Origin of the sequence: Neorhizobium sp. T25_13, assembly GCF_002968675.1 — a bacterium.
GTDB classification, from domain to species: domain Bacteria; phylum Pseudomonadota; class Alphaproteobacteria; order Rhizobiales; family Rhizobiaceae; genus Neorhizobium; species Neorhizobium tomejilense.
This window is the reverse complement of sequence record NZ_PVBI01000026.1, coordinates 18195-36862: the sequence shown is the minus strand read 5'-3', so window position 1 is coordinate 36862 and position 18668 is coordinate 18195. Positions and strand designations below refer to the sequence as shown.

Sequence of the window (18668 nt, the reverse complement as noted above, 5' to 3'; positions counted from 1 at the left end):
CAGCCCTGCCAAGTCGATAGATATCCGCGCCGATCGCGGCCTCGAGGCCGTAGCCAGCAAGCTCCCGCGTCTCGTCGAAGGTGATCAGCTTCGGGCCGGAGTTCGAGTGTGCTGCCGACAGAGCCCGGGAGATCGGATGATTTGACAGACGCGCCATGGACGCTGCAATGGCAAGGTGTTCCTCCTTTATCTCGTCGAGGTTGAGAAGGCTGGGTTGGCCGGTCGTGAGTGTGCCTGTCTTGTCGAAGAGGACGGTGTCGATTTCGGCGAGCCGTTCGAACGCGGAACCGTCGGTCGCCATCACTCCCCGGTCAAACAGGCGGCGCGCGAGGACCACCTGAACCATCGGCACGGCGATCCCCAGGGCGCAAGGGCATGTTATGACGAGAACGGCAATTGCGATGGTCAGCGCTCGATGGAAATCGCCTGTACCGTAGAACCAGCCGATCAGGGCAAGCAGAGACATGGAATGAACAACCGGGGCATAAAGAGCCGCTGCCCGGTCCGCCAGGCGTCGGTAGCTCGAACGACTGTTTTCTGCGGCCGCGAGCATCCTCGTCATCTCCGAGAGAAGCGAATCCGAAGGAGCTACGGCCGCGGTCAACACGAAAGGTGCACCCTGATTGATCGCGCCCGCCCGAACCTGGCTTCCGAGATCGACCGCCTGCCAGGCGCTTTCTCCGGTGACGAGCGAGCCGTCCAGTTCTGAACGGCCCTCGACAACGACGCCATCGGTAGGGACCCTGCTGCCGACTGCCACCAGCAATCGCGATCCAGGGTGAACCTCGTTCAAGGGGACGTAACCGACCGACCCATCGGCCGCCACGACGTTTGCACCTTGAGGCATGAGGCGCGCCAGTCCTGCTACCGCCGACTTCGCCCTGCGCCTCATCATATGATCCAGCAGACGCCCACCGAGAAGTACGAACAACAGCGACGTGCTTGCTTCAAAATACGCCTGCGCCGCGTTGCCAATGGCGTCGTAGAGGCTAAGCCCGAACGACAGGAGCACACCCGCGCTGATCGGCACATCCATGTTCATCCGGCCGTGGACCAGCGCGCGCCACGCCGAGGCGTAGAAGGCGCTCCCGGAATATAGGACGGCGGGAAGAGCCAAAGCCGCAGACAGCAGGTGAAAGGCCTGCCGCGTTTCTGCGTCTGCACCGGCCCAGACCGAAACCGAAAGCAGCATGATGTTCATGGAACAGAAACCTGCGACGGCAAGAGCGCGCAAGAGGTGCGAATGAACGCGATCCTCCTCCGCCATATCGGTGGTCGGCAGATGGGATGAATAGCCGACAGCTGACAGCGCGCCCGTGAGATCGGGGGGCGCTCCGCGATCCTCTTTCCAGTTGACGACGACCGTCCGCAGCGAGAGGTTGGCCCTGGCGGCCTCGACGCCGTCGACTGCCGCCAGGGCATTCTCGATCGCCCGGATGCAGGAGGCGCAGTGCATTTCAGGGACGGACAGGGTGGTCTGCCGAACTCCGTCTCTCAGCTCCTTGCTTGAGAGAGCAACTTCCTCAGGCGAACATCGGTCGGAATGCGCAATGCCTATCGCAGCGGTGCTCGATGCGCAGCACGTCATGGCTTCTACCGCATTTCTTTGTAGGCGTGCCAGGTCGCGTGGCCGAGCCACGGAAAAATCACAATCAATCCGACAAGCCCGGTGGCGACGCAGATCAGGAAGAGCGCCAGCACGATCGCGCCCCATAGCAACATCGGCCTGAGGTTGTTCCATACGATCGCCATGCTCACGCCCATCGCCGTCATTGCATCCACCCTGCGGTCGAGGAGCATCGGGATCGAGAATACGCTGATGGCGAACGCAAAGCCCGCGAACAGGCTTCCGATCAGACTGCCGACCACAAGCATCGCCCAGCCGACCGGAGTGGTAACCAGCATGGCCGCGACGTGGTCGAGCCCCGGAAAAGGCCGCACTCCGAAAAACAGCGCATAGACCAGGACGGCGGCCCGCATCCACAGGAGCATGAGCATCGTGAGGACCATCCCGGTAAAGAACACCTGAGCACCCGCGAGAGGCTGCACGGAAAGCATTGACCCGAGGGTGACGCGTTGGCCGCTTTCGATATCGCGGCTCTTCAGATAGAGCCCCGCGGCGACAAGCGGCCCGACGATCATAAAGCCCGCGAGCGCCGGAAACAGGAAATAATCTCTCCCGGTATCGTACATGTAGACGATGAAGACCAGGGAGGCGACAAACACTGCCACACCGTAGATGAGGCTCGGGAAAGGCCGGGTCCAGAGATCACGCCATCCGGCTGCAAGCCAGCGGAAAGGCGCTTCGTATGAGACGTCACGCTTGTATCGCTTGTTGCGGGTCTCCTCGATATCCGACAGCTCGGAAACCAGAACGGGCGTGTTGTCTCTAGTGGCCATCGTGATCTCCTGACATCAACATGCCGACTTGGCGGCCCGGTAGGCTCCGGGTGAGCCGCCCCTTTCCTTGAGATGGGGGACGCAGTCCGGCTGTGTGGAGACCGCGACATAGACGAGATGGGCGTTCGCCAGCAGCACCAGCAGCGCCGCCGCCGAGAGTATCAACAACGGCCTGAACCATCCGCGACTCTTTTCCGCCGTCTCCGTCATTCAGGGCTCCCGTTGCCCGAGCGCGTTCACATAAAGCGCGAGGATTTTGATCTCGGATGGCGAAAGCCGCTCGTCCCACGTCGGCATATGTCCCTGTCTCCCTCCGTGGATCGTATCAACGATGCTTTGCAGACTGCCGCCGTACACCCACTGGCCGTCCGTGAGGTTTGGTGCGCCGACGTCCGGTTTACCTTTTGCATTCTCGCCGTGACAGGCGGCGCAGGTGGTGAGAAACACTTCGCGGCCCTTGTCGATCTGGTTGACGTTCTTGGCGGTCGACGTTGTCGGATCGTTCAGCGAGATGACGTAGGCGGCGACGTCGAGAACCTGCTGACGGTCGAGCATCTCGTCCCTGCCGAATGCGGGCATCTGAGCAATGCGGGTATCGGGATGTCTGGAATTGATGCCCACCATCAAGGTCTGCTGGATTTTCTCCGGCCCGCCTCCCCAAAGCCAGTCATCGTCCGTCAGGTCGGGATAGTTGTTGCCACCCTTTCCGTCGCGGCCATGACAGGCTGCGCAGTTGTCGCCGAAGAGCTGGTTGCCGGTGGTCCGCACCGCCGCCATGAGCCGTTCGTCCGCCCGTATCTCGTCGTAGGACATGCTGTCTATCTTGCTCATCCATGAAGCTCTGGCGTCTGCCCCCTCACGCAAGGTCTCCTCCACGGTCGTCTTCTGGTCGATGCCGAGCAGCCCCTTGGTATAGGTCCGGCCGAGCGGCCATGTCGGAAGCAGGAACCACCACAGCACCGCGAACACGTGCGTGACGATCAGGAACAGCAGAACGCCCCGCGGTATCGGGGTATCCAGCTCCTTGATGCCGTTCCAGATGTGGCCCGTGGTCTTGCGGCCGCTGACGGGGTCAACCTCTTCTACTTCCATGGGCCATCTTCCTTGTCGAAAATTTCCCTCTCGGCGCTTTCGAACCTTTTCCTGTTCGAAGGCAGGAAGGTGTAGACAACCACGCAGATCGAAAACCCGATCAGATAAAACAGGCCCCAGCTCTTTGAGATTGCGACGACGGTATCGTGGGTAAACTCCATCGCGTCCTCCTAATTGTTGGGGTTAGGCATCTGTTCGGGAGCCGCCGTGCTTTCGTAAGCGGCTTTCGTTAGTTGTCCGAGAACCTGGAGATAAGCGACGAGCGCATCCATTTCGGTGATGTTCGTGGCCACGCCGTCGAATGCGGAAACCTGTGTTGCCGCGCCATACCGCTCGGATACGCCCGCAGACTGGTCGCTGTCCGGCACGGCCTGGCCGCGGGCATCGGCCGAAGCGTTGGCGATCATCTCCTCGGTATAGGGCACGCCCACGGCGCGCTGCGCCTGGAGCATGAGAGGCAGATTGCTGAGCTTCAGGGGCGTCGTGGCGAGCCATCGGTAAGACGGCATGTTGGATTCGGGGACCACGTCCCGCGGGTTGCTAAGATGTGCGACGTGCCAGAAGTCCGAGTATTTCCCACCGATGCGGGCCAGATCCGGTCCGGTGCGTTTCGATCCCCAGAGCATCGGGTGGTCATACTTTGACTCGACCGCGAGCGAATAGGGGCCATAGCGCTCCACGTCGTCACGCAGCGTCCTGATCATCTGGCTGTGGCATGCGTAGCATCCTTCGCGAACGTAGATGTCACGTCCGGCGAGCTCCAGCGGCGTATAGAGGCGCATGTCCTCAACGTTTTCGACGGTGTTGCCGATCGTAAAGAGCGGGGCTATCTCGACGATTCCGCCGACACTGGCGGCAGCGACGATAGCCAGCATGAACCCCGTCGCGGACCGTTCCAGTTTCCTGTGAGGCGTATCGGTCATGTTCCTACTCCGCGGCCGATGGAACTGTGGCTGGATGTTCGCCAACGGGCAAATCATCACCCGCAAGAGACGGCGCGGGGTTCGGGGTCCGGACGGTCATCCAGACGTTGTACGACGCGACGATCGCGCCGATGAGGAACAGCAACCCTCCGAACGCCCGGGCAATGTAATAGGGATACATCGCGACCAGAGTATCGACGAAGGAATAGACAAGGGCATTGTCTTCGGAATAGGTCCGCCACATCAGCCCCTGGATGATCCCGGAATTCCACATCGCGAAGACGTAGATGAGCGTACCGACGAGAGCGAGCCAGAAGTGGACCTCCACGAGCGTCGCCGAGTACATCCGTTCTCGCTTCCAGATTGACGGCACAAGGGTGTAGAGCGACCCGAACGTGATCATCGCGACCCATCCCAGCGCGCCCGCGTGAACATGGCCCACCGTCCAGTCCGTGTAGTGGGACAGGGAATTGACGGGGCGTATCGCGAGGAAGGAACCCTCGAACGTCGAAAGACCGTAAAAGAACGCCGCCATCATGATGAAGCGCAAGGTGGCGTCGTCCCGTACCTTGTGCCACGCGCCGTTGAGCGTCAGCAGGGCGTTCCCCGCCGAAGCCCAGGATGGCACTAGCAGCATCACCGAAAATGTCATTCCGAGGTTCTGCACCCAGTGCGGCAGGGCCGTATAGTGCAGATGGTGGGAACCTGCCCACATATAGAAGAAGGTGATGCCCCAGAAGCTCAGAATCGATAGGCGGTAGGAGAAGATCGGCCGCTCCGCCCGTTTGGGCAGGTAGTAGTAGAGCATGGCCAGAAAGCCGGCAGTGAGGAAGAAGGCGACGGCATTGTGGCCATACCACCACTGTACCATGGAATCCTGCACCCCCGCCCAGATCGTATAGCTCTTGGCCTGCGTGAACGAAATCGGTACCGCCAGGTTGTTGACGATGTGCAGAATGGCCACGACGAGAATGAAGGCCATGTAGTACCAGTTGGCGACGTAGATGTGCGGCTCCTTCCGCCGCGCCAGCGTTCTGACATAGAGGACGAAATAGGCCACCCAGACGACCACCAGCCAGATATCTGCGTACCATTCCGCCTCCGCGTATTCCTTCGACTGGGTGACGCCGAGAAAGTAGCCGGAAACCGCGATCAGACAGAACAGGTTGAAGCCGAGGAGGACGAACCAGGGAGAAAACTGGTCGGCAAGACGTGCCCGGGAAGTGCGCTGGACGACGTGGTAGGATGTCGTGATCAGGGCATTCCCGCCGAAGCCGAAGATCACCCCGGAGGTGTGAGCAGGACGGATACGGCCGAAACTGGCCCAGGACGTATCGAAGTTGAGGCTCGGCCATGCAAGCTGGGCGGCGGCCCAGACACCGATGAACATGCCGAAGATCGCCCATGCGAGGGTAAAGCCCACGCCGGCCTTGATCGGGTCGTCATAGTATTTGCTCAGACGGGCCGGATCGGGAGCCGGACCAAACGCGCTGGACATCAGTACGAACAGAAGGCCAACGCTGCAGAGGAGCACCATGACGCCGTGAATGCCGAGCGGCTCCATTCCCCCCAGAGCTGCCATGGCTATGCCGACAACGGCCATTAAGACCAGAACCACCGCTGCGAGGTCCCTTTCCCCTGTCGTCAGCTGTCCCATTTCGTACCCCCCATTCGAACATTCAGACCAAGCTCCCCAAATACTGCGGGAATTCCTGCCTTTTTCGCCATAGCCGTCCGGCGTCGCATGCACCCGTGTAGCCACAATGATGTATGCCGCTAGTCCGGGTGGCGTTGCAAAACCATATGGACGGGCGGCGTCCATAGTCAACGCCGTGGGCGGGATTTCCTGGACGAGCGACTACAATTGGGTGAAGGCGTAGGCACCGAAGCCCACAGAAAGACCGACCGCAAAAATAAGAAGGCTGGTGATGGTTTTGCCCAGACGGTCCCTGTGCACTGTTGCATCGGGGATGCCGCCGGAAATAGGCGCAGGCGTTTTCTTCAGAGCGTCGCTGGCACCGATTACCGGTGCGATGGGATGCGAATCAGGGGGCGGCACCGCTTGCGCAACCTGGAGAACGACTTGGGTCACGTTATCCTCATCGAACCTGACGGTGAAAGTCTGTTTACCGCCATCTCGAATCCTGGCCAGCGTCCTCTGGGCCGCCGCGATCTCGTCATCCGCCTCGACAAGAGAGGTATGATTGACCAGGAAAAAGGGCGGAGATCCCTACAAAAGGCGGCTAACCAACGCCGACGGCATTCCGCATGCCTTCTCTCTTGGGTGCTCATTTCGCAGATATGTCGCCATCCTTGGCCGGAATATTGGTTTCGCGATCGACGGCCACGAAGGGGGGCAACGACGTAGAGCGCGATCCGCTAGCTGCGCTGCTTTTCGAGAAAACAATCGGCAGTTTGATCTTGCGCAATGATGATGGTGCACGACCGCTTATTCCTGCAGCTCTGATTTCCGGGAACCCGAATGCGAATCTTTCGTCCAATCCTTTTGCTCTGCACCTACCTTTGTCTTACGGTTTCAGCCGGCGCGGCGGCGGTTTTGCAACAGTATCTGCCTGAAACAAACATTTCGGGTCTGGTCCCGGGTGCAGACACACTTGGACCAATGCGGAAGGACTTGGCCGTCGCTCCGGTGTTAAAGGACGGCCAAACCATCGCGTGGGTTTTCGTAACCTCCGATTTCGTCGGCACGACCGGCTATTCTGGCAAGCCGATCCATACGCTCGTCGCCGTCGACATGAATGCGAAAATCGTCAGCGTGCAGTTGGTGAAGCACTCGGAGCCAATCGTCCTGATCGGGATTCCTGAAGCGAAGGTCAAGGCACTCGTTGCGGGCTATGCCGGCCTGGATCTCGTCGCCGAGGCGAAATCCGGCGGGACTGCCCATGAGGTGAATATCATCTCCGGTGCAACCGTGACCGTGATGGTGATCGACGATTCGATTGTCCGCTCCGGCCTAAAGGTCGCCCGGGCCCTCGGCTTGGGTGGGCTGGTGCCGGAAGCCGTTGATGCTGGGCCACGTTCTGAGATCGATCCGGCGGCGAAGCAGCCCGCCGACTGGTCGGAGGCCGAAGGCGGCGGGACGGTACGCCGGCTCTCTCTTGATGTGGCGCAGGTCAACGGCTCCTTCGCCGCCCATCCCGATCCGCGCGCCCGAGATCGGGCATTGACCGCTGCGCCGCAGACTACTTTCGTCGACATGCAGGTGGCCTTGGTTTCGGTTCCGGCAATTGGCGGTGCCCTCCTCGGGCCGTCCGAGGAGGCCAACCTTCGCAAATGGCTGGGCGTCGGCGAGCATGCCATCGCCGTAGCAGGACGCGGCCTCTATTCCTTCAAGGGCTCGGGCTATGTGCGTGGCGGTATTTTCGACCGGATCGTGCTGATCCAGGACGATGTGTCCGTGCGCTTCCGAGACCGCGACCATCGTCGCCTTGGCGGAATCGCGCTCCCAGGCGCGCCGGAATTTACCGAAATGGACCTGTTCCGTATTCCCGCGGACGTCGGCTTCGATCCCGCAAAGCCGTTCCGCATCCAGTTGCTGGTGCAGCGCGAGGTCGGTCCGGTAGAGAAGGTCTTCCAAACATTCGATCTCGGCTACCAACTGCCGCAGAGGTATCTGCGCGCAATCGCGGCTCCGGCCAAGGAGGCAAAGGAAGTCGCCGCGGCCGTCAACAAGAGTGAGGACACCGCCCAGGCGGAACTCTGGAAGCGGATCTGGAGCGACAAGCAGGTCGAGATCGCCATGGTCGCCGCCATGCTGTTGGTGCTGACCTGCGTATTCTTCTTCCAGAGCTTCGCCACCAAGAATGCCCGCGGCTTCTACGTCTTCCGTATGGGCTTCCTGGTCGTGACCTTGGTCTTCCTTGGCTGGTATGCCAATGCTCAGCTTTCCGTCGTTAATTTGATGGCGCTGTTCGGCAGTCTGGTCAGCGGCTTCTCCTGGCAAGCGTTCCTGCTCGATCCCCTGACCTTCATCCTCTGGTTTGCAGTTGCGGCGGCCCTGCTGTTCTGGGGCCGGGGGGCCTATTGCGGCTGGCTCTGCCCCTTCGGCGCGCTGCAGGAACTTACCAACCAGATCGCCCGCAAGCTGCGAATCCCCCAATGGACTTTGCCATGGGGCCTCCATGAACGGCTCTGGCCGATAAAATACATGATCTTTCTCGGTCTCTTCGGCGCGTCGCTAATGAGTATCGAGCAGGCCGAGCATCTTGCAGAGATCGAACCGTTCAAGACCGCAATTGTCCTGAAGTTCATCCGCGCCTGGCCGTTTGTGGCCTATGCCGTAGCCCTCCTGGTCGCCGGGCTGTTCGTCGAACGCTTCTACTGCCGATATCTCTGCCCCCTCGGCGCGGCGCTGGCGATCCCGGCTCGGCTGCGCATGTTCGACTGGCTCAAGCGGTATCACGAATGCGGAAATCCCTGCCAAACCTGTTCAATCCAATGCCCGGTCCAGGCAATCCACAAGACCGGGGAAATCAATCCAAACGAATGCATCAACTGTCTGCATTGCCAGGTCCTCTACCAGTCAGAATCAGTCTGCCCGGTCGTGATCAAGAAAATGAAATCACGGGCAAAGCTGGCCGCAAGTCCGGGAAACGCTCCGGTCCAAGTTCCCGCAAACAAAGTCTAACCCAAGAAGGAAATCGAAGATGGATCCGAACGAAAACAAAGGACTGAGCCGCCGGGCTCTGTTCAGTGCTACAGCCGGTGGGGCTGTTCTGGCTGGAATGACAGGACCTGCCGCCCTTGGCCTCGGCGCTGTCGGCGTTGCGACACCGGCCAACGCTGCGACCGGCAGCGACGGCTCCGTCGCGCCCGGCAAGCTTGACGACTATTACGGCTTCTGGTCCTCGGGCCAGACCGGCGAAATGCGTATTCTCGGCATTCCCTCCATGCGCGAGTTTATGCGGGTACCTGTGTTCAACCGCTGCTCCGCTACCGGCTGGGGTCAGACAAATGAATCGATCCGAATCCATCAGCGCACGATGTCGGAAAAGACCAAGAAGCAACTCGCCGCCAACGGCAAGAAGATTCACGACAACGGCGACCTGCACCACGTGCACATGTCCTTTACGGACGGAAAGTATGACGGCCGCTATCTCTTCATGAACGACAAGGCCAACACTCGCGTGGGGCGGGTTCGCTGCGATGTGATGAAGACCGATGCCATCCTGGAAATCCCCAACGCCAAGGGCATACACGGAATGCGTCCGCAGAAATGGCCGAAGACGAACTACGTTTTCTGCAACGGCGAGGACGAAGCGCCGCTGGTAAACGACGGCTCGACGATGAAGGACCTATCAAGCTATGTGAACATTTTCACCGCGGTCGATGCCGAAAAGTGGGACGTGGCATGGCAGGTGCAGGTATCCGGCAATCTCGACAATTGTGATGCCGACTACGAAGGCAAATGGGCCTTTTCGACCAGCTACAACTCAGAAATGGGCATGACGCTGGAAGAGATGACCAAGTCAGAGATGGACCACGTCGTCATCTTCAATATCGCCGAGATCGAAAAGGCCATTGCCGCAGGCCGGTACAAGGAGATCAACGGCGTCAAGGTGCTGGATGGTCGCAAGGAGGCGAAATCCCTCTTCACCCGTTATATCCCGATCGCCAATAATCCTCACGGCTGCAACATGGCGCCGGACAAGAAGCATCTTTGCATTGGCGGCAAGCTCTCGCCGACCGTCACAGTCCTCGACGTGACAAAATTCGATGCCCTGTTCTACAACAATGCCGATCCGCGCAGCGCTGTGGTGGCGGAACCGGAACTGGGCCTCGGCCCGTTGCACACTGCTTTTGACGGTCGCGGCAATGCCTATACCTCGCTTTTCCTCGACAGCCAGGTGGTGAAGTGGAACATCGCGGATGCCATCAAGGCGTTTGCTGGCGAAAAGGTCAACCCGATCAAGGACAAGCTGGATGTACAGTACCAGCCCGGCCACCTGAAGACGGTCATGGGCGAGACGCTTGACGCGTCCAATGACTGGCTGGTGTGCCTGTGCAAGTTCTCCAAGGACCGCTTCCTGAATGTCGGCCCGCTAAAGCCGGAGAACGATCAGCTGATCGACATTTCCGGCGACAAGATGAAGCTCGTACACGACGGCCCGAACTTCGCCGAACCGCATGACGCGATCGCTGTTGCGCCTTCCATCCTGTCGAACATCCGTTCCACCTGGGACCGCAAGGACCCAATGTGGGCGGAAACCCGCAAACAGGCCGAAGCCGATGGCGTCAATATCGACGAGTGGGCCGATCAGGTGGTCCGGGACGGCAACAAGGTCCGAGTCTACATGACTTCGGTCGCGCCTGCGTTCAGCCAGGAAAGCTTTACGGTCAAGGAAGGCGACGAAGTCACCGTCATCGTCACCAATCTTGATGAGATCGATGACCTGACCCACGGCTTCACCATGGGCAACCACGGCGTTGCTATGGAGATCGGGCCCCTGCAGACGAGTTCAGTGACCTTCGTTGCCGCCAACCCCGGTGTCTACTGGTACTATTGCCAGTGGTTCTGCCACGCGTTGCATATGGAGATGCGCGGCCGCATGTTCGTCGAACCGAAGGCGGCTTGAACGATGCGCCTGTCTCTCCTTCTAATCGGCCTTCTTCTTACTTCGCCGCTATCAGCAGCGGAGCGTGAAGTCGTGCCTGGGAAGGGCAGCCTGGCCGCAGCCGTCGCCGGTGCCGAGCCCGGCGACGTGCTCAAGCTCGTGGACGGGGCCTATCGGGGCCCCGTCATCATCGATCGGCCCCTGACGGTCACCGGCCCACGTGGGGCCGTGGTCGATGGGCTCGGCGAAGGCAGCGTTGTGACGATTGCCGCGCCTGATGTGATCCTGACCGGCTTTACCGTCACGGGCTCCGGCCGCGTCAACCAAAACCTCGATGCCGGTGTCAAGATCAACGAGGGCGCTGATCGCGCCCGGGTTGAAGGACTGCTGGTCACGGGCAACATGCACGGGATCGACGTGCATGGCGGACGCGACGCGGCCGTTCTGGCAAACGAGATCATTGGCACCCGCAGCCCCCGGATGAACGAGCGCGGCAACGGCATCTATGTCTGGAACAGCCCGGGCACGCGGCTCGAGCGCAACAGGATTCGCTACGGCCGTGACGGCATATTCTCCAATGCGAGCGCCAAGAGCTACTATCGTGACAATGTCATGCGGGATCTGCGCTTTGCGGTGCATTTTATGTACACCCGTAACACCGAGGTCTCTGGCAATATTTCGATCGGAAATCATCTCGGCTTTGCCATCATGTTCTCGGACCGGACGAAAATCCGGAACAATCTCAGCCTGGGTGACCGAGAGCATGGGCTGATGCTGAATTACGCCAACAATGCCGACGTCACGGGCAACCTGATCCGCGGTGGCGCGAAGAAATGTCTCTTCATCTACAACGCGCACAAGAACGTCATCTGGCGCAACCGGTTCGAGGGCTGCGGCATCGGCATTCACTTCACCGCCGGCTCCGAAAAGAACGTGCTGACCGACAATGCCTTCATCACCAACCGGGAACAGGTGAAGTATGTCGGCACCCGCAACATGGAATGGAGCCACGAGGGCAAGGGCAATTTTTGGTCCGACCATCCTGCCTTCGATCTCAACGGCGACGGTGTCGCCGACAGCTTCTATCGACCCAACGACCTGATGGACCAGATCCTCTGGTCACAACCGGCTGCTGGCCTCCTCACCGGCTCGCCCGCTGTCCAACTCGTGCGCTGGAGTCAACGGGATTTCCCCGCAACGCTGCCCGGAGGCGTGCGCGACAGCGCGCCCCTGATGCACTCTTTGACCATATCCGTCCGGCCGGAAATTCTCGCTTATGAAGCCGAGGCCGCCAACCGCTGGACCGAAGGAAATCATGATGACGCCGACTCTGACGATCTCTCGTCTCACTAAGCGGTTTCAGTCCGTCGAGGCGTTGAAAGATGTCTCGCTGTGTCTGGAGCCTGGAAAGCGCGCCGCTTTGCTCGGTCACAACGGCGCTGGCAAGTCGACAATAATGAAGATCGTCCTTGGTCTCGTCCCGTTCGAATGCGGCGACGTGACGGTCTGCGGTGCGCGCCCGGGCTCGTCTGAAGCGCGGGCGAAAGTGGCCTATCTTCCGGAAAACGTCGCCTTTCATCCGGCTTTGACCGGGGAGGAGCAACTCCGACACTATCTTACTCTACGGGGCGAACGCCCGAGCCGGGCCATGGAACTGCTGGCGCGTGTGGGCCTCGCGCATGCTGCGCAGCGGCGAATCGGCACCTATTCGAAGGGCATGCGTCAGCGTGTGGGGCTCGCCCAGACGCTGATCGGCCACCCCCGCCTGCTGGTGCTCGACGAGCCGACATCTGGCCTCGACCCGGTGTCGCGCCGAGACTTTTATGAATTGCTTGACGGACTTGCGGCGGACGGTACCGCGATCCTCCTGTCATCGCATGTGCTGACAGAGGTGGAGGCGCGCACCGACCGAATTCTGATCCTCTCTGGCGGAAAACTCGTGGCGGAAGGCACGCTTGCTGATTTGCGCTCATGCGCGGCGCTGCCGATTGTGCTTCTGGTTCGCCCAGCTGTCGGCCATGCTGCAGCGGTGGCCGCAGCCTTCCCCCAGGGGATACAAGGCAAAGACGACGTCCTGCGCATCGCCTGCCTCCAGTCGGAGAAGCTGCCGCTCCTTGCCGCCATCGCCGCCCTGGGCCAGCAAGTCGCGGATCTTGACGTGATCCCGCCGAGCCTCGAGGACATTTACAGCCATTTCAGCCGGAGGGACGGCCAATGAAACGTATCCTTGCCACCGCCATCTCCGAATCCCGCATAGCATTCCGCAACCGCTGGGTCTCCATCGCCACCGGCATGATGGTGCTTTTTGCGCTTGTTCTGGCTGCCGCCGGTTCCGCTCCCACCGGCGATGTCGGCGTCGACCGGCTATCTGTAACGGTGGCGTCGCTGACCTCGCTCGCCGTTTATCTCGTTCCGCTGCTGGCGCTGCTGATGAGCTTTGACGCGGTGGCCGGAGAGGTAGAGCGCGGCACGCTTCCTCTGCTGCTCACCTATCCGGTCTCGCGTCTGCAGATCCTGCTCGGCAAGCTGCTTGCGCATCTTGCCATCCTTACGCTTGCGGTCGGCCTCGGCTATGGCGCGGCGGCGCTGGTCGCCGTCTGGTCGGATCCCGGTGCGGTCGCCGGTCTGGCCTCTCTATGGCGGCTGATCTGGTCCTCGGTTCTGCTCGGCGCGACCTTTCTCGGTGCCGGCTACACACTCTCGGCCCTGGCCCGACGGCCCTCTGGGGCAGCTGGGCTCGCTGTCGCCGCCTGGCTGGTTGCTGTGGTTCTCTACGATCTCGCCTTGCTGGCGCTGATCGTCTCGGACGGCGGCGGAGCCTTCACGACGCAGGCGCTTCCCATCGCTCTGCTCGCCAATCCGGCCGATGCATTCCGCGTGTTCAATCTCTCGGCGGCGGCGGCGGTCGCTGCGGCAGGCGGCATCGGAGGGGCGGCGAACTCTATCCCAATTTGGCAGTCGGCTGTGTCTCTTCTTCTCTGGCCGCTGGCATCCGTCGCGGTTGCGACCGCAGCCTTTCGGAAGGTGACACCATGATCAACCGTATGTGCCCCGCACTCTTCTTGGCCATGCTCGCGCTACTGACTGCGTGCAAGCAGGAGGTGAGCCAGAACATCACACCCCAGGATCTTACGCCCGAAACGCTCGGTCACTACTGCCAGATGAATCTCATGGAGCATCCTGGCCCCAAAGCTCAGGTCTTCCTCAAGGACAATGCGGCGCCGTTGTTCTTCAGTCAGATCCGCGACGCCATTGCCTATACCCGTGCGCCCGAGCAGGTTGCGCCCATCATGGCATTTTATATCAATGACATGGGTGCTGCCAGCGCCACCTGGGATGAGCCAGGCGACGGCAACTGGATCACTGCTGACAATGCCTTCTATGTCGTCGGCTCCGGTTGGCAAGGCGGTATGGGGGCGCCGGAGACGGTGCCCTTCTCGAGCCGCGCGCGCGCGGAGGAATTCGCTCGTGCTGAGGGGGGGCAGGTGTTGAGGCTAGCTGAGATCACCGATGACTTGGTTCTCGCGCCGGTCGAGAACGATACCAACCAAGAGAGCAGCAACGCGGACCTTCAAGGCCGCCTGCGCGCCCTGAACAACAAAACTGGAGGCTGACCCATGCCGATAACCCGCCGTCGCCTCATCACGATTTCCGCCGCGCTCGCCGTGCTGCCGGCTGCCGCTCACGCGTCCAAGCGGACGTCGCGGCTCTGGACCGGGCAGGCTCTGGGCGCGCGCGCCTCGATCCGCATCGACCATCCAGACGGCGAAGCCATTAGCCGACGGGTCATGGCAGAAATCAATCGACTGGAGGATATCCTGAGCCTCTATCGTCCTAGCAGTTCCCTCGCCACGCTCAATCGTGAAGGGCACCTCGCCAGTCCGCCATTCGAGCTACTGGAGTGCATGTCGCTGGCTGGCGGTGTTCATGCGGCCACCGGCGGCCGCTTCGATCCCACCATTCAGCCGCTCTGGGCACTTTGGGCCGAAGCTGCCGCCCAAGGCAAACGACCGGAGGCGCAGGCGATCGAACAAGCAAGACGCAATGTTGGTTGGCACATGGTTGAGCTGGATGTGGCAGGGATCAGCCTGAAGCATGGAATGGCGCTGTCGCTCAATGGGGTGGGCCAAGGGTATGTCGCCGACCGAGTGGCGGCACTGCTGGAGGCTGAAGGTCTCACCAACATCTTGATTGACACAGGGGAACTGCGGGCTCTTGGCGGTCAGCCAGAAGGCGGCGGCTGGCCGGTTTTCCTCAAGACTGGCGAGGCGTTGAAGTTGCGCCAGCGCGCGCTCGCCTCATCGGCTCCCCTTGGGACGACCTTCGATGACGGCGGAAAGTACGGTCACATTCTTGATCCCGCAACGGGAATGCCAACCCTGGTTGGATGGGATACCGTGTCGATCTCTGCTCCCTCGGCGGCTGTGGCAGATGCTTTGGCAACGGCCGCGTGTCTCATGCCGGATGCCGGATCGATAGAAGCGATGCTTACGGGCTTCGCAGGAGCGCGCCTGGAAGGCAGCGTGTAGCTCCAGGCTATGTCCGCTGCTAGTAAGGCGCTGGCCATAGAGCCAGCCGCGACACCACTGCCAAACTATCTTTCACGCATCAAGTGCATTCTGCAGAATGCTATGTCGTGGCGGGCATGGTCACGCAATGGCTGAAATTGTGACTGCGACTGAGTTACCAAGAATCAGGCGCTTGTAATGACGATCTGCTGCCTTCGCCTCGTCGCGATTACCTGCAGCAAAGAGGCGCGTGTTTCACATCCGTTGGATGATCAAGGACGTGTTTCAGTGCGCGTGAACAGGGAAGTGCCTTCCGGTAGGTGATGTGGTGCCTGATGACGAAATGGCGGCGCCAGATTAGCGATCAGGACGCGCGGTTGAGGAGAAGCTAGCCGATGGTGATCGGGCCGCCGTTCTTCTCGTCGATCAGGTTTCCGATGACGATATCGGCATCCTGTCCCGGAGACCTCACCAGGTTCGCGTCGGCGACATTGAATTTCTGGACTTTCATCGGCTTCTCCCGTTTTTCGACGAAGGTAGCGCGGCTGCCGAGGATGCCAAGGCCCACACCACCACGCAGACAGGCACGTCGACCAGGCGCCGTGCTCCGACACCCGACAGAGACGCTCCATGGAGATCAGAGACGCGACAACCATGCTCGACACCAACTACCAGGTGATCGGCAACGATATTCGCCTTCCAGCGAGATGTTTTCTGATTCATAAGGATGCCTCATGAGGAACCACAGCCAAGATCGCTTGTTTGTCGTCGAGATCAAGGAGACCAGACATGGCCAGCGGACCACTCAAAGCGCTTCTCGCCGTCCTCGCGGTCGCGGGATACCAGAACCGCGATCGGATCGCCGAAATCCTAAAGGGCGTAGCCGAGCGCCAACGGACGTCGCCGGGTGGAGCGACACAGGGAAGCGCGGCGAATGCAGCCCCAGGATCGGATGGCGGCATCGACGACATTCTTAACAGGTTGCGGACGGGCGGACTTGGAAGCTTGGTCAGTGGTGGCAGCATCGGGTCGATACTTAACGGCGGCTTGAGCGACCTCCTCGACCAATTCCGTCAGGCCGGGCAGGAGAAGAAAGCTGAGTCATGGGTCAAGCCCGGGGCGAACGATCCGATCAATAACAGCGAGCTCGCTTCAGCGCTGGGACCAGATGTCCTGCGAGACATAGCTGCGCGAACCGGCATGTCAGAAGAGGAAATCCTAAAGCGCCTCTCCGAGAACCTGCCCAATGCAGTCGACGGCCTTACACCGGATGGAACGGTTCCGCCTGCATCCGCCACTTGACCCTGACGTAGGTTCAGCAAAACAGTCTTGTCGGCGACTTCCTCAAGAGGCAGGCGCGAGTACAGGTTATCGATCGGCACTAGCTGTCAGCCGCGTGGCGACCCCCAATGCGAGCGCACAGAAGCTGAAGGTTCCTCCCATCAAGCAGACTCCCGGCCAGCCGAGCCAGCCGTAGGCGGACGTTCCGTGATCGCCCCAATGGCGCTGCCGACAGAGTAGAACATCATATAGCCTCCGATCAGCTGACCGCTGCGTTGTGGATCCAGAGCCACGACGACGCTGAGATTGGTGACGTGGACGGCTTGGACTGCCAGGTCGAGCAACAACACGCCTGCCAGCATTAGCGGAATGGAAAACGGAAGGAAGGCGATCAGCCCCCAGGATGCCAGCAAGAGCACCAGAGAGACCCCGGTCGTCCATTTGCCATGGCCGCGATCAGCAAGTCTTCCGGCATAGTTCGCGGCAATCGCTCCAGCCAGTCCGACGAGACCGAATAGACCAATCCTGGTATGCGAATAGGAAAACGGCGAAGCGCTGAGCGGCAGGACCAAGGCTGTCCAGAACGTGCTGAAGGACGCGAAGATGATGAGCGCGAGGGCCCCTCTGAGAAGCAGGACCGGTTCGCGCAGGAACGTGCGTGGGATAGAGATAAGCGCATCGACATAAGTCCCGGAACCTGGCCCTGCGGAATGCTTGGGCAGCACCGAATTCAGGACTCCGACCATGACGACCATGGATAGCGCAGAGGCCATATACACCGCCCGCCATCCGCCGACATCAGCAACCACACCGGCTACCGAACGCGCAGCAAGGATACCGGTGACGACGCCGCTGGTGACCATGCCGACGACCCTCCCCCGCTGGGCGGGCGTAGCCAAGGCCGCCGCATGGGCGACAAGTATCTGCACCAGGACCGCCAGCAGCCCCACAAGGGCCATGCCGAGGAGAAGGATCATTTTCGACCCTGCAGTCGCCACGACCACGAGAGCGATAGACGCCAGCAGTCCTTGGACCTTGATGAGACTTCGCCGATCCACAAGGTCGCTGATCGGCACGATGAAGATCAAGCCCAACCCATAGCCGACCTGGGTCAGCGTCACGATGAGACCGATGGCGGCTGGCGAAATTGCAAGGTCCTTCGCCATGAGGTCAAGCAATGGCTGGGCATAATACACGTTGGCCACGCTGAGGCCCGCCGCCGCCGCCATGATGAGCGATTGCATTCCCGACAAGCCATCTCTTTGCGCCTCATGAGTAAATCGGGTGGACCTGGCATCCATTTGGAAGTTCCTCGCAATCTCGTTCTAGCCCCTGTTGAGACCACTTGGCCTGGTTTGATTCTAGTTCTAAGTTAGAACCAGTTTGAGCCGAGGGAGATTACCGATGGTGAAACGTGTCAGCCAATGGAATGCTGGATGCCCCGTAGCCCGTTCGCTGGATGTAATCGGCGACTGGTGGTCCCTGCTGATCATCCGAGACGCATTCGACGGATCGCGCCGGTTCGGCGAGTTTCAGTCAGGACTGGGCATAGGCAAAGGGGTGCTGGCGACGCGATTGCGCGACCTCGTGGAACGGGGGATCTTCGAAACCGCGCCAGCCTCAGATGGAACCGCCTATCGGGAATACGTCCTCACGGCGAAAGGGCGCGGCTTGTTCCCAGTGATCGTATCGCTCCGTCAATGGGGTGAGGACCACCTGTTCGCTCCCGGCGAAAAGCGGTCTTTACTCGTGGACAGGGAGAAAGGCGCACCGATCGCACAGCTTGAAGTTCGATCGAGGGATGGTCGCTCTCTTGCTTGGTTCGACACTCAGGTGCTGGCGGAAAGCAGTTGTTTGCCGGGGAGCAGATGATCGCCTACACGCTATCC

At 60.6% G+C, this 18668-nt stretch carries 18 protein-coding genes and 2 pseudogenes; 9 read left to right on the top strand and 11 right to left on the bottom strand.

All coding sequences use genetic code 11. The features are described from left to right. The 9 genes and pseudogenes from C5J22_RS29930 to C5J22_RS29895 form a co-directional block, all read right to left on the bottom strand. A partial coding sequence (locus tag C5J22_RS29930) for an HAD-IC family P-type ATPase (RefSeq protein ID WP_371412688.1) occupies window positions 1–1201 on the bottom strand: 1201 nt, incomplete at its 3' end. A 102-nt stretch (window positions 1202–1303) separates the two neighbouring features. Then, window positions 1304–1588, bottom strand: a pseudogene (locus tag C5J22_RS32130) (cation transporter); the annotation flags it as partial. A gap of 5 nt (window positions 1589–1593) precedes the next feature. Further along, window positions 1594–2400 (bottom strand): DUF2189 domain-containing protein, encoded by an 807-nt coding sequence (locus C5J22_RS29925; protein ID WP_105441221.1) that lies wholly within the window; start codon window positions 2398–2400, stop codon window positions 1594–1596. A gap of 15 nt (window positions 2401–2415) precedes the next feature. Further along, window positions 2416–2610: a hypothetical protein gene (locus C5J22_RS29920; RefSeq protein ID WP_105441220.1), complete on the bottom strand. Its 195-nt coding sequence runs from the start codon at window positions 2608–2610 to the stop codon at window positions 2416–2418. Continuing rightward, window positions 2611–3492 (bottom strand): cytochrome-c oxidase, cbb3-type subunit III, encoded by an 882-nt coding sequence (ccoP, locus tag C5J22_RS29915; RefSeq protein WP_105441219.1) that lies wholly within the window; start codon window positions 3490–3492, stop codon window positions 2611–2613. Further along, window positions 3483–3653 (bottom strand): cbb3-type cytochrome c oxidase subunit 3, encoded by a 171-nt coding sequence (locus C5J22_RS29910; protein WP_105441218.1) that lies wholly within the window; start codon window positions 3651–3653, stop codon window positions 3483–3485. Before C5J22_RS29910 ends, ccoP begins: the two co-directional genes overlap by 10 nt. Before the next feature lie 9 nt (window positions 3654–3662). Then, window positions 3663–4415: a cytochrome-c oxidase, cbb3-type subunit II gene (ccoO, locus tag C5J22_RS29905; protein ID WP_105441217.1), complete on the bottom strand. Its 753-nt coding sequence runs from the start codon at window positions 4413–4415 to the stop codon at window positions 3663–3665. A 4-nt stretch (window positions 4416–4419) separates the two neighbouring features. Beyond that, entirely contained in the window at window positions 4420–6072 is a 1653-nt protein-coding gene (ccoN, locus tag C5J22_RS29900; RefSeq protein ID WP_105441216.1) for a cytochrome-c oxidase, cbb3-type subunit I, read from the bottom strand. A gap of 201 nt (window positions 6073–6273) precedes the next feature. Further along, the gene (locus tag C5J22_RS29895; protein WP_105441215.1) at window positions 6274–6507 is read right to left on the bottom strand and encodes a hypothetical protein; all 234 of its coding nucleotides are present in this window, start codon (window positions 6505–6507) and stop codon (window positions 6274–6276) included. Window positions 6508–7050: 543 nt separating this feature from the next. Here C5J22_RS29895 and C5J22_RS29890 point away from each other — a divergent pair. Genes C5J22_RS29890 through C5J22_RS29860 form a run of 7 tightly spaced genes read left to right on the top strand, consistent with a single transcriptional unit; the run spans window position 7051 to window position 15519 of the window. Next, complete coding sequence (locus C5J22_RS29890) at window positions 7051–9063, top strand: NosR/NirI family protein (protein WP_245440597.1); 2013 nt, start codon at window positions 7051–7053, stop codon at window positions 9061–9063. 19 nt (window positions 9064–9082) lie between these two features. Next, a complete protein-coding gene (gene nosZ, locus C5J22_RS29885; RefSeq protein WP_105441213.1) occupies window positions 9083–11011 on the top strand; it encodes a TAT-dependent nitrous-oxide reductase in 1929 nt (642 codons plus the stop codon). 3 nt (window positions 11012–11014) lie between these two features. Next, entirely contained in the window at window positions 11015–12343 is a 1329-nt protein-coding gene (locus C5J22_RS29880) for a nitrous oxide reductase family maturation protein NosD (protein WP_105441212.1), read from the top strand. Then, a complete protein-coding gene (locus tag C5J22_RS29875; protein ID WP_105441211.1) occupies window positions 12309–13208 on the top strand; it encodes an ABC transporter ATP-binding protein in 900 nt (299 codons plus the stop codon). The genes C5J22_RS29880 and C5J22_RS29875 overlap by 35 nt, the downstream gene beginning before the upstream one ends. Beyond that, window positions 13205–14026 (top strand): ABC transporter permease, encoded by an 822-nt coding sequence (locus tag C5J22_RS29870; protein ID WP_105441210.1) that lies wholly within the window; start codon window positions 13205–13207, stop codon window positions 14024–14026. The genes C5J22_RS29875 and C5J22_RS29870 overlap by 4 nt, the downstream gene beginning before the upstream one ends. Then, the gene (locus C5J22_RS29865; protein ID WP_245440591.1) at window positions 14023–14604 is read left to right on the top strand and encodes a nitrous oxide reductase accessory protein NosL; all 582 of its coding nucleotides are present in this window, start codon (window positions 14023–14025) and stop codon (window positions 14602–14604) included. The genes C5J22_RS29870 and C5J22_RS29865 overlap by 4 nt, the downstream gene beginning before the upstream one ends. 3 nt (window positions 14605–14607) lie before the next feature. Next, window positions 14608–15519: an FAD:protein FMN transferase gene (locus C5J22_RS29860; protein ID WP_205837243.1), complete on the top strand. Its 912-nt coding sequence runs from the start codon at window positions 14608–14610 to the stop codon at window positions 15517–15519. Window positions 15520–15889: 370 nt separating this feature from the next. Here the strand turns inward: C5J22_RS29860 and C5J22_RS29855 are convergent. Next, window positions 15890–16009 (bottom strand): annotated as a pseudogene (locus C5J22_RS29855) (ethanolamine utilization protein); the annotation flags it as partial. 278 nt (window positions 16010–16287) lie between these two features. Between C5J22_RS29855 and C5J22_RS29850 the strand changes: the two are divergent. Then, window positions 16288–16800: a YidB family protein gene (locus tag C5J22_RS29850; protein ID WP_105441209.1), complete on the top strand. Its 513-nt coding sequence runs from the start codon at window positions 16288–16290 to the stop codon at window positions 16798–16800. Between the two features lie 140 nt (window positions 16801–16940). On the opposite strand, the gene C5J22_RS29845 is transcribed toward C5J22_RS29850, so the two are convergent. Beyond that, window positions 16941–18080: an MFS transporter gene (locus C5J22_RS29845; protein WP_245440590.1), complete on the bottom strand. Its 1140-nt coding sequence runs from the start codon at window positions 18078–18080 to the stop codon at window positions 16941–16943. Window positions 18081–18183: 103 nt separating this feature from the next. On the opposite strand from C5J22_RS29845, the gene C5J22_RS29840 reads away from it, so the two are divergent. Then, window positions 18184–18651, top strand: coding sequence for a helix-turn-helix domain-containing protein (locus C5J22_RS29840; protein ID WP_105441208.1), 468 nt, complete (start codon window positions 18184–18186; stop codon window positions 18649–18651). The last annotated feature ends 17 nt before the right edge of the window (window positions 18652–18668 follow it).

Excerpts from the sequence above, each read along its gene's own strand:
- C5J22_RS29850 (WP_105441209.1), top strand. The coding sequence starts at position 16,288 with ATGGCCAGCGGACCACTCAAAGCGCTTCTCGCCGTCCTCGCGGTCGCG.
- C5J22_RS29925 (WP_105441221.1), bottom strand. The coding sequence starts at position 2,400 with ATGGCCACTAGAGACAACACGCCCGTTCTGGTTTCCGAGCTGTCGGAT.
- nosZ (WP_105441213.1), top strand. The coding sequence starts at position 9,083 with ATGGATCCGAACGAAAACAAAGGACTGAGCCGCCGGGCTCTGTTCAGT.
- C5J22_RS29865 (WP_245440591.1), top strand. The coding sequence starts at position 14,023 with ATGATCAACCGTATGTGCCCCGCACTCTTCTTGGCCATGCTCGCGCTA.
- C5J22_RS29870 (WP_105441210.1), top strand. The coding sequence starts at position 13,205 with ATGAAACGTATCCTTGCCACCGCCATCTCCGAATCCCGCATAGCATTC.
- C5J22_RS29880 (WP_105441212.1), top strand. The coding sequence starts at position 11,015 with ATGCGCCTGTCTCTCCTTCTAATCGGCCTTCTTCTTACTTCGCCGCTA.
- ccoN (WP_105441216.1), bottom strand. The coding sequence starts at position 6,072 with ATGGGACAGCTGACGACAGGGGAAAGGGACCTCGCAGCGGTGGTTCTG.
- C5J22_RS29860 (WP_205837243.1), top strand. The coding sequence starts at position 14,608 with ATGCCGATAACCCGCCGTCGCCTCATCACGATTTCCGCCGCGCTCGCC.
- ccoO (WP_105441217.1), bottom strand. The coding sequence starts at position 4,415 with ATGACCGATACGCCTCACAGGAAACTGGAACGGTCCGCGACGGGGTTC.
- C5J22_RS29920 (WP_105441220.1), bottom strand. The coding sequence starts at position 2,610 with ATGACGGAGACGGCGGAAAAGAGTCGCGGATGGTTCAGGCCGTTGTTG.
- C5J22_RS29910 (WP_105441218.1), bottom strand. The coding sequence starts at position 3,653 with ATGGAGTTTACCCACGATACCGTCGTCGCAATCTCAAAGAGCTGGGGC.
- C5J22_RS29875 (WP_105441211.1), top strand. The coding sequence starts at position 12,309 with ATGACGCCGACTCTGACGATCTCTCGTCTCACTAAGCGGTTTCAGTCC.
- C5J22_RS29845 (WP_245440590.1), bottom strand. The coding sequence starts at position 18,080 with ATGGATGCCAGGTCCACCCGATTTACTCATGAGGCGCAAAGAGATGGC.
- ccoP (WP_105441219.1), bottom strand. The coding sequence starts at position 3,492 with ATGGAAGTAGAAGAGGTTGACCCCGTCAGCGGCCGCAAGACCACGGGC.
- C5J22_RS29840 (WP_105441208.1), top strand. The coding sequence starts at position 18,184 with ATGGTGAAACGTGTCAGCCAATGGAATGCTGGATGCCCCGTAGCCCGT.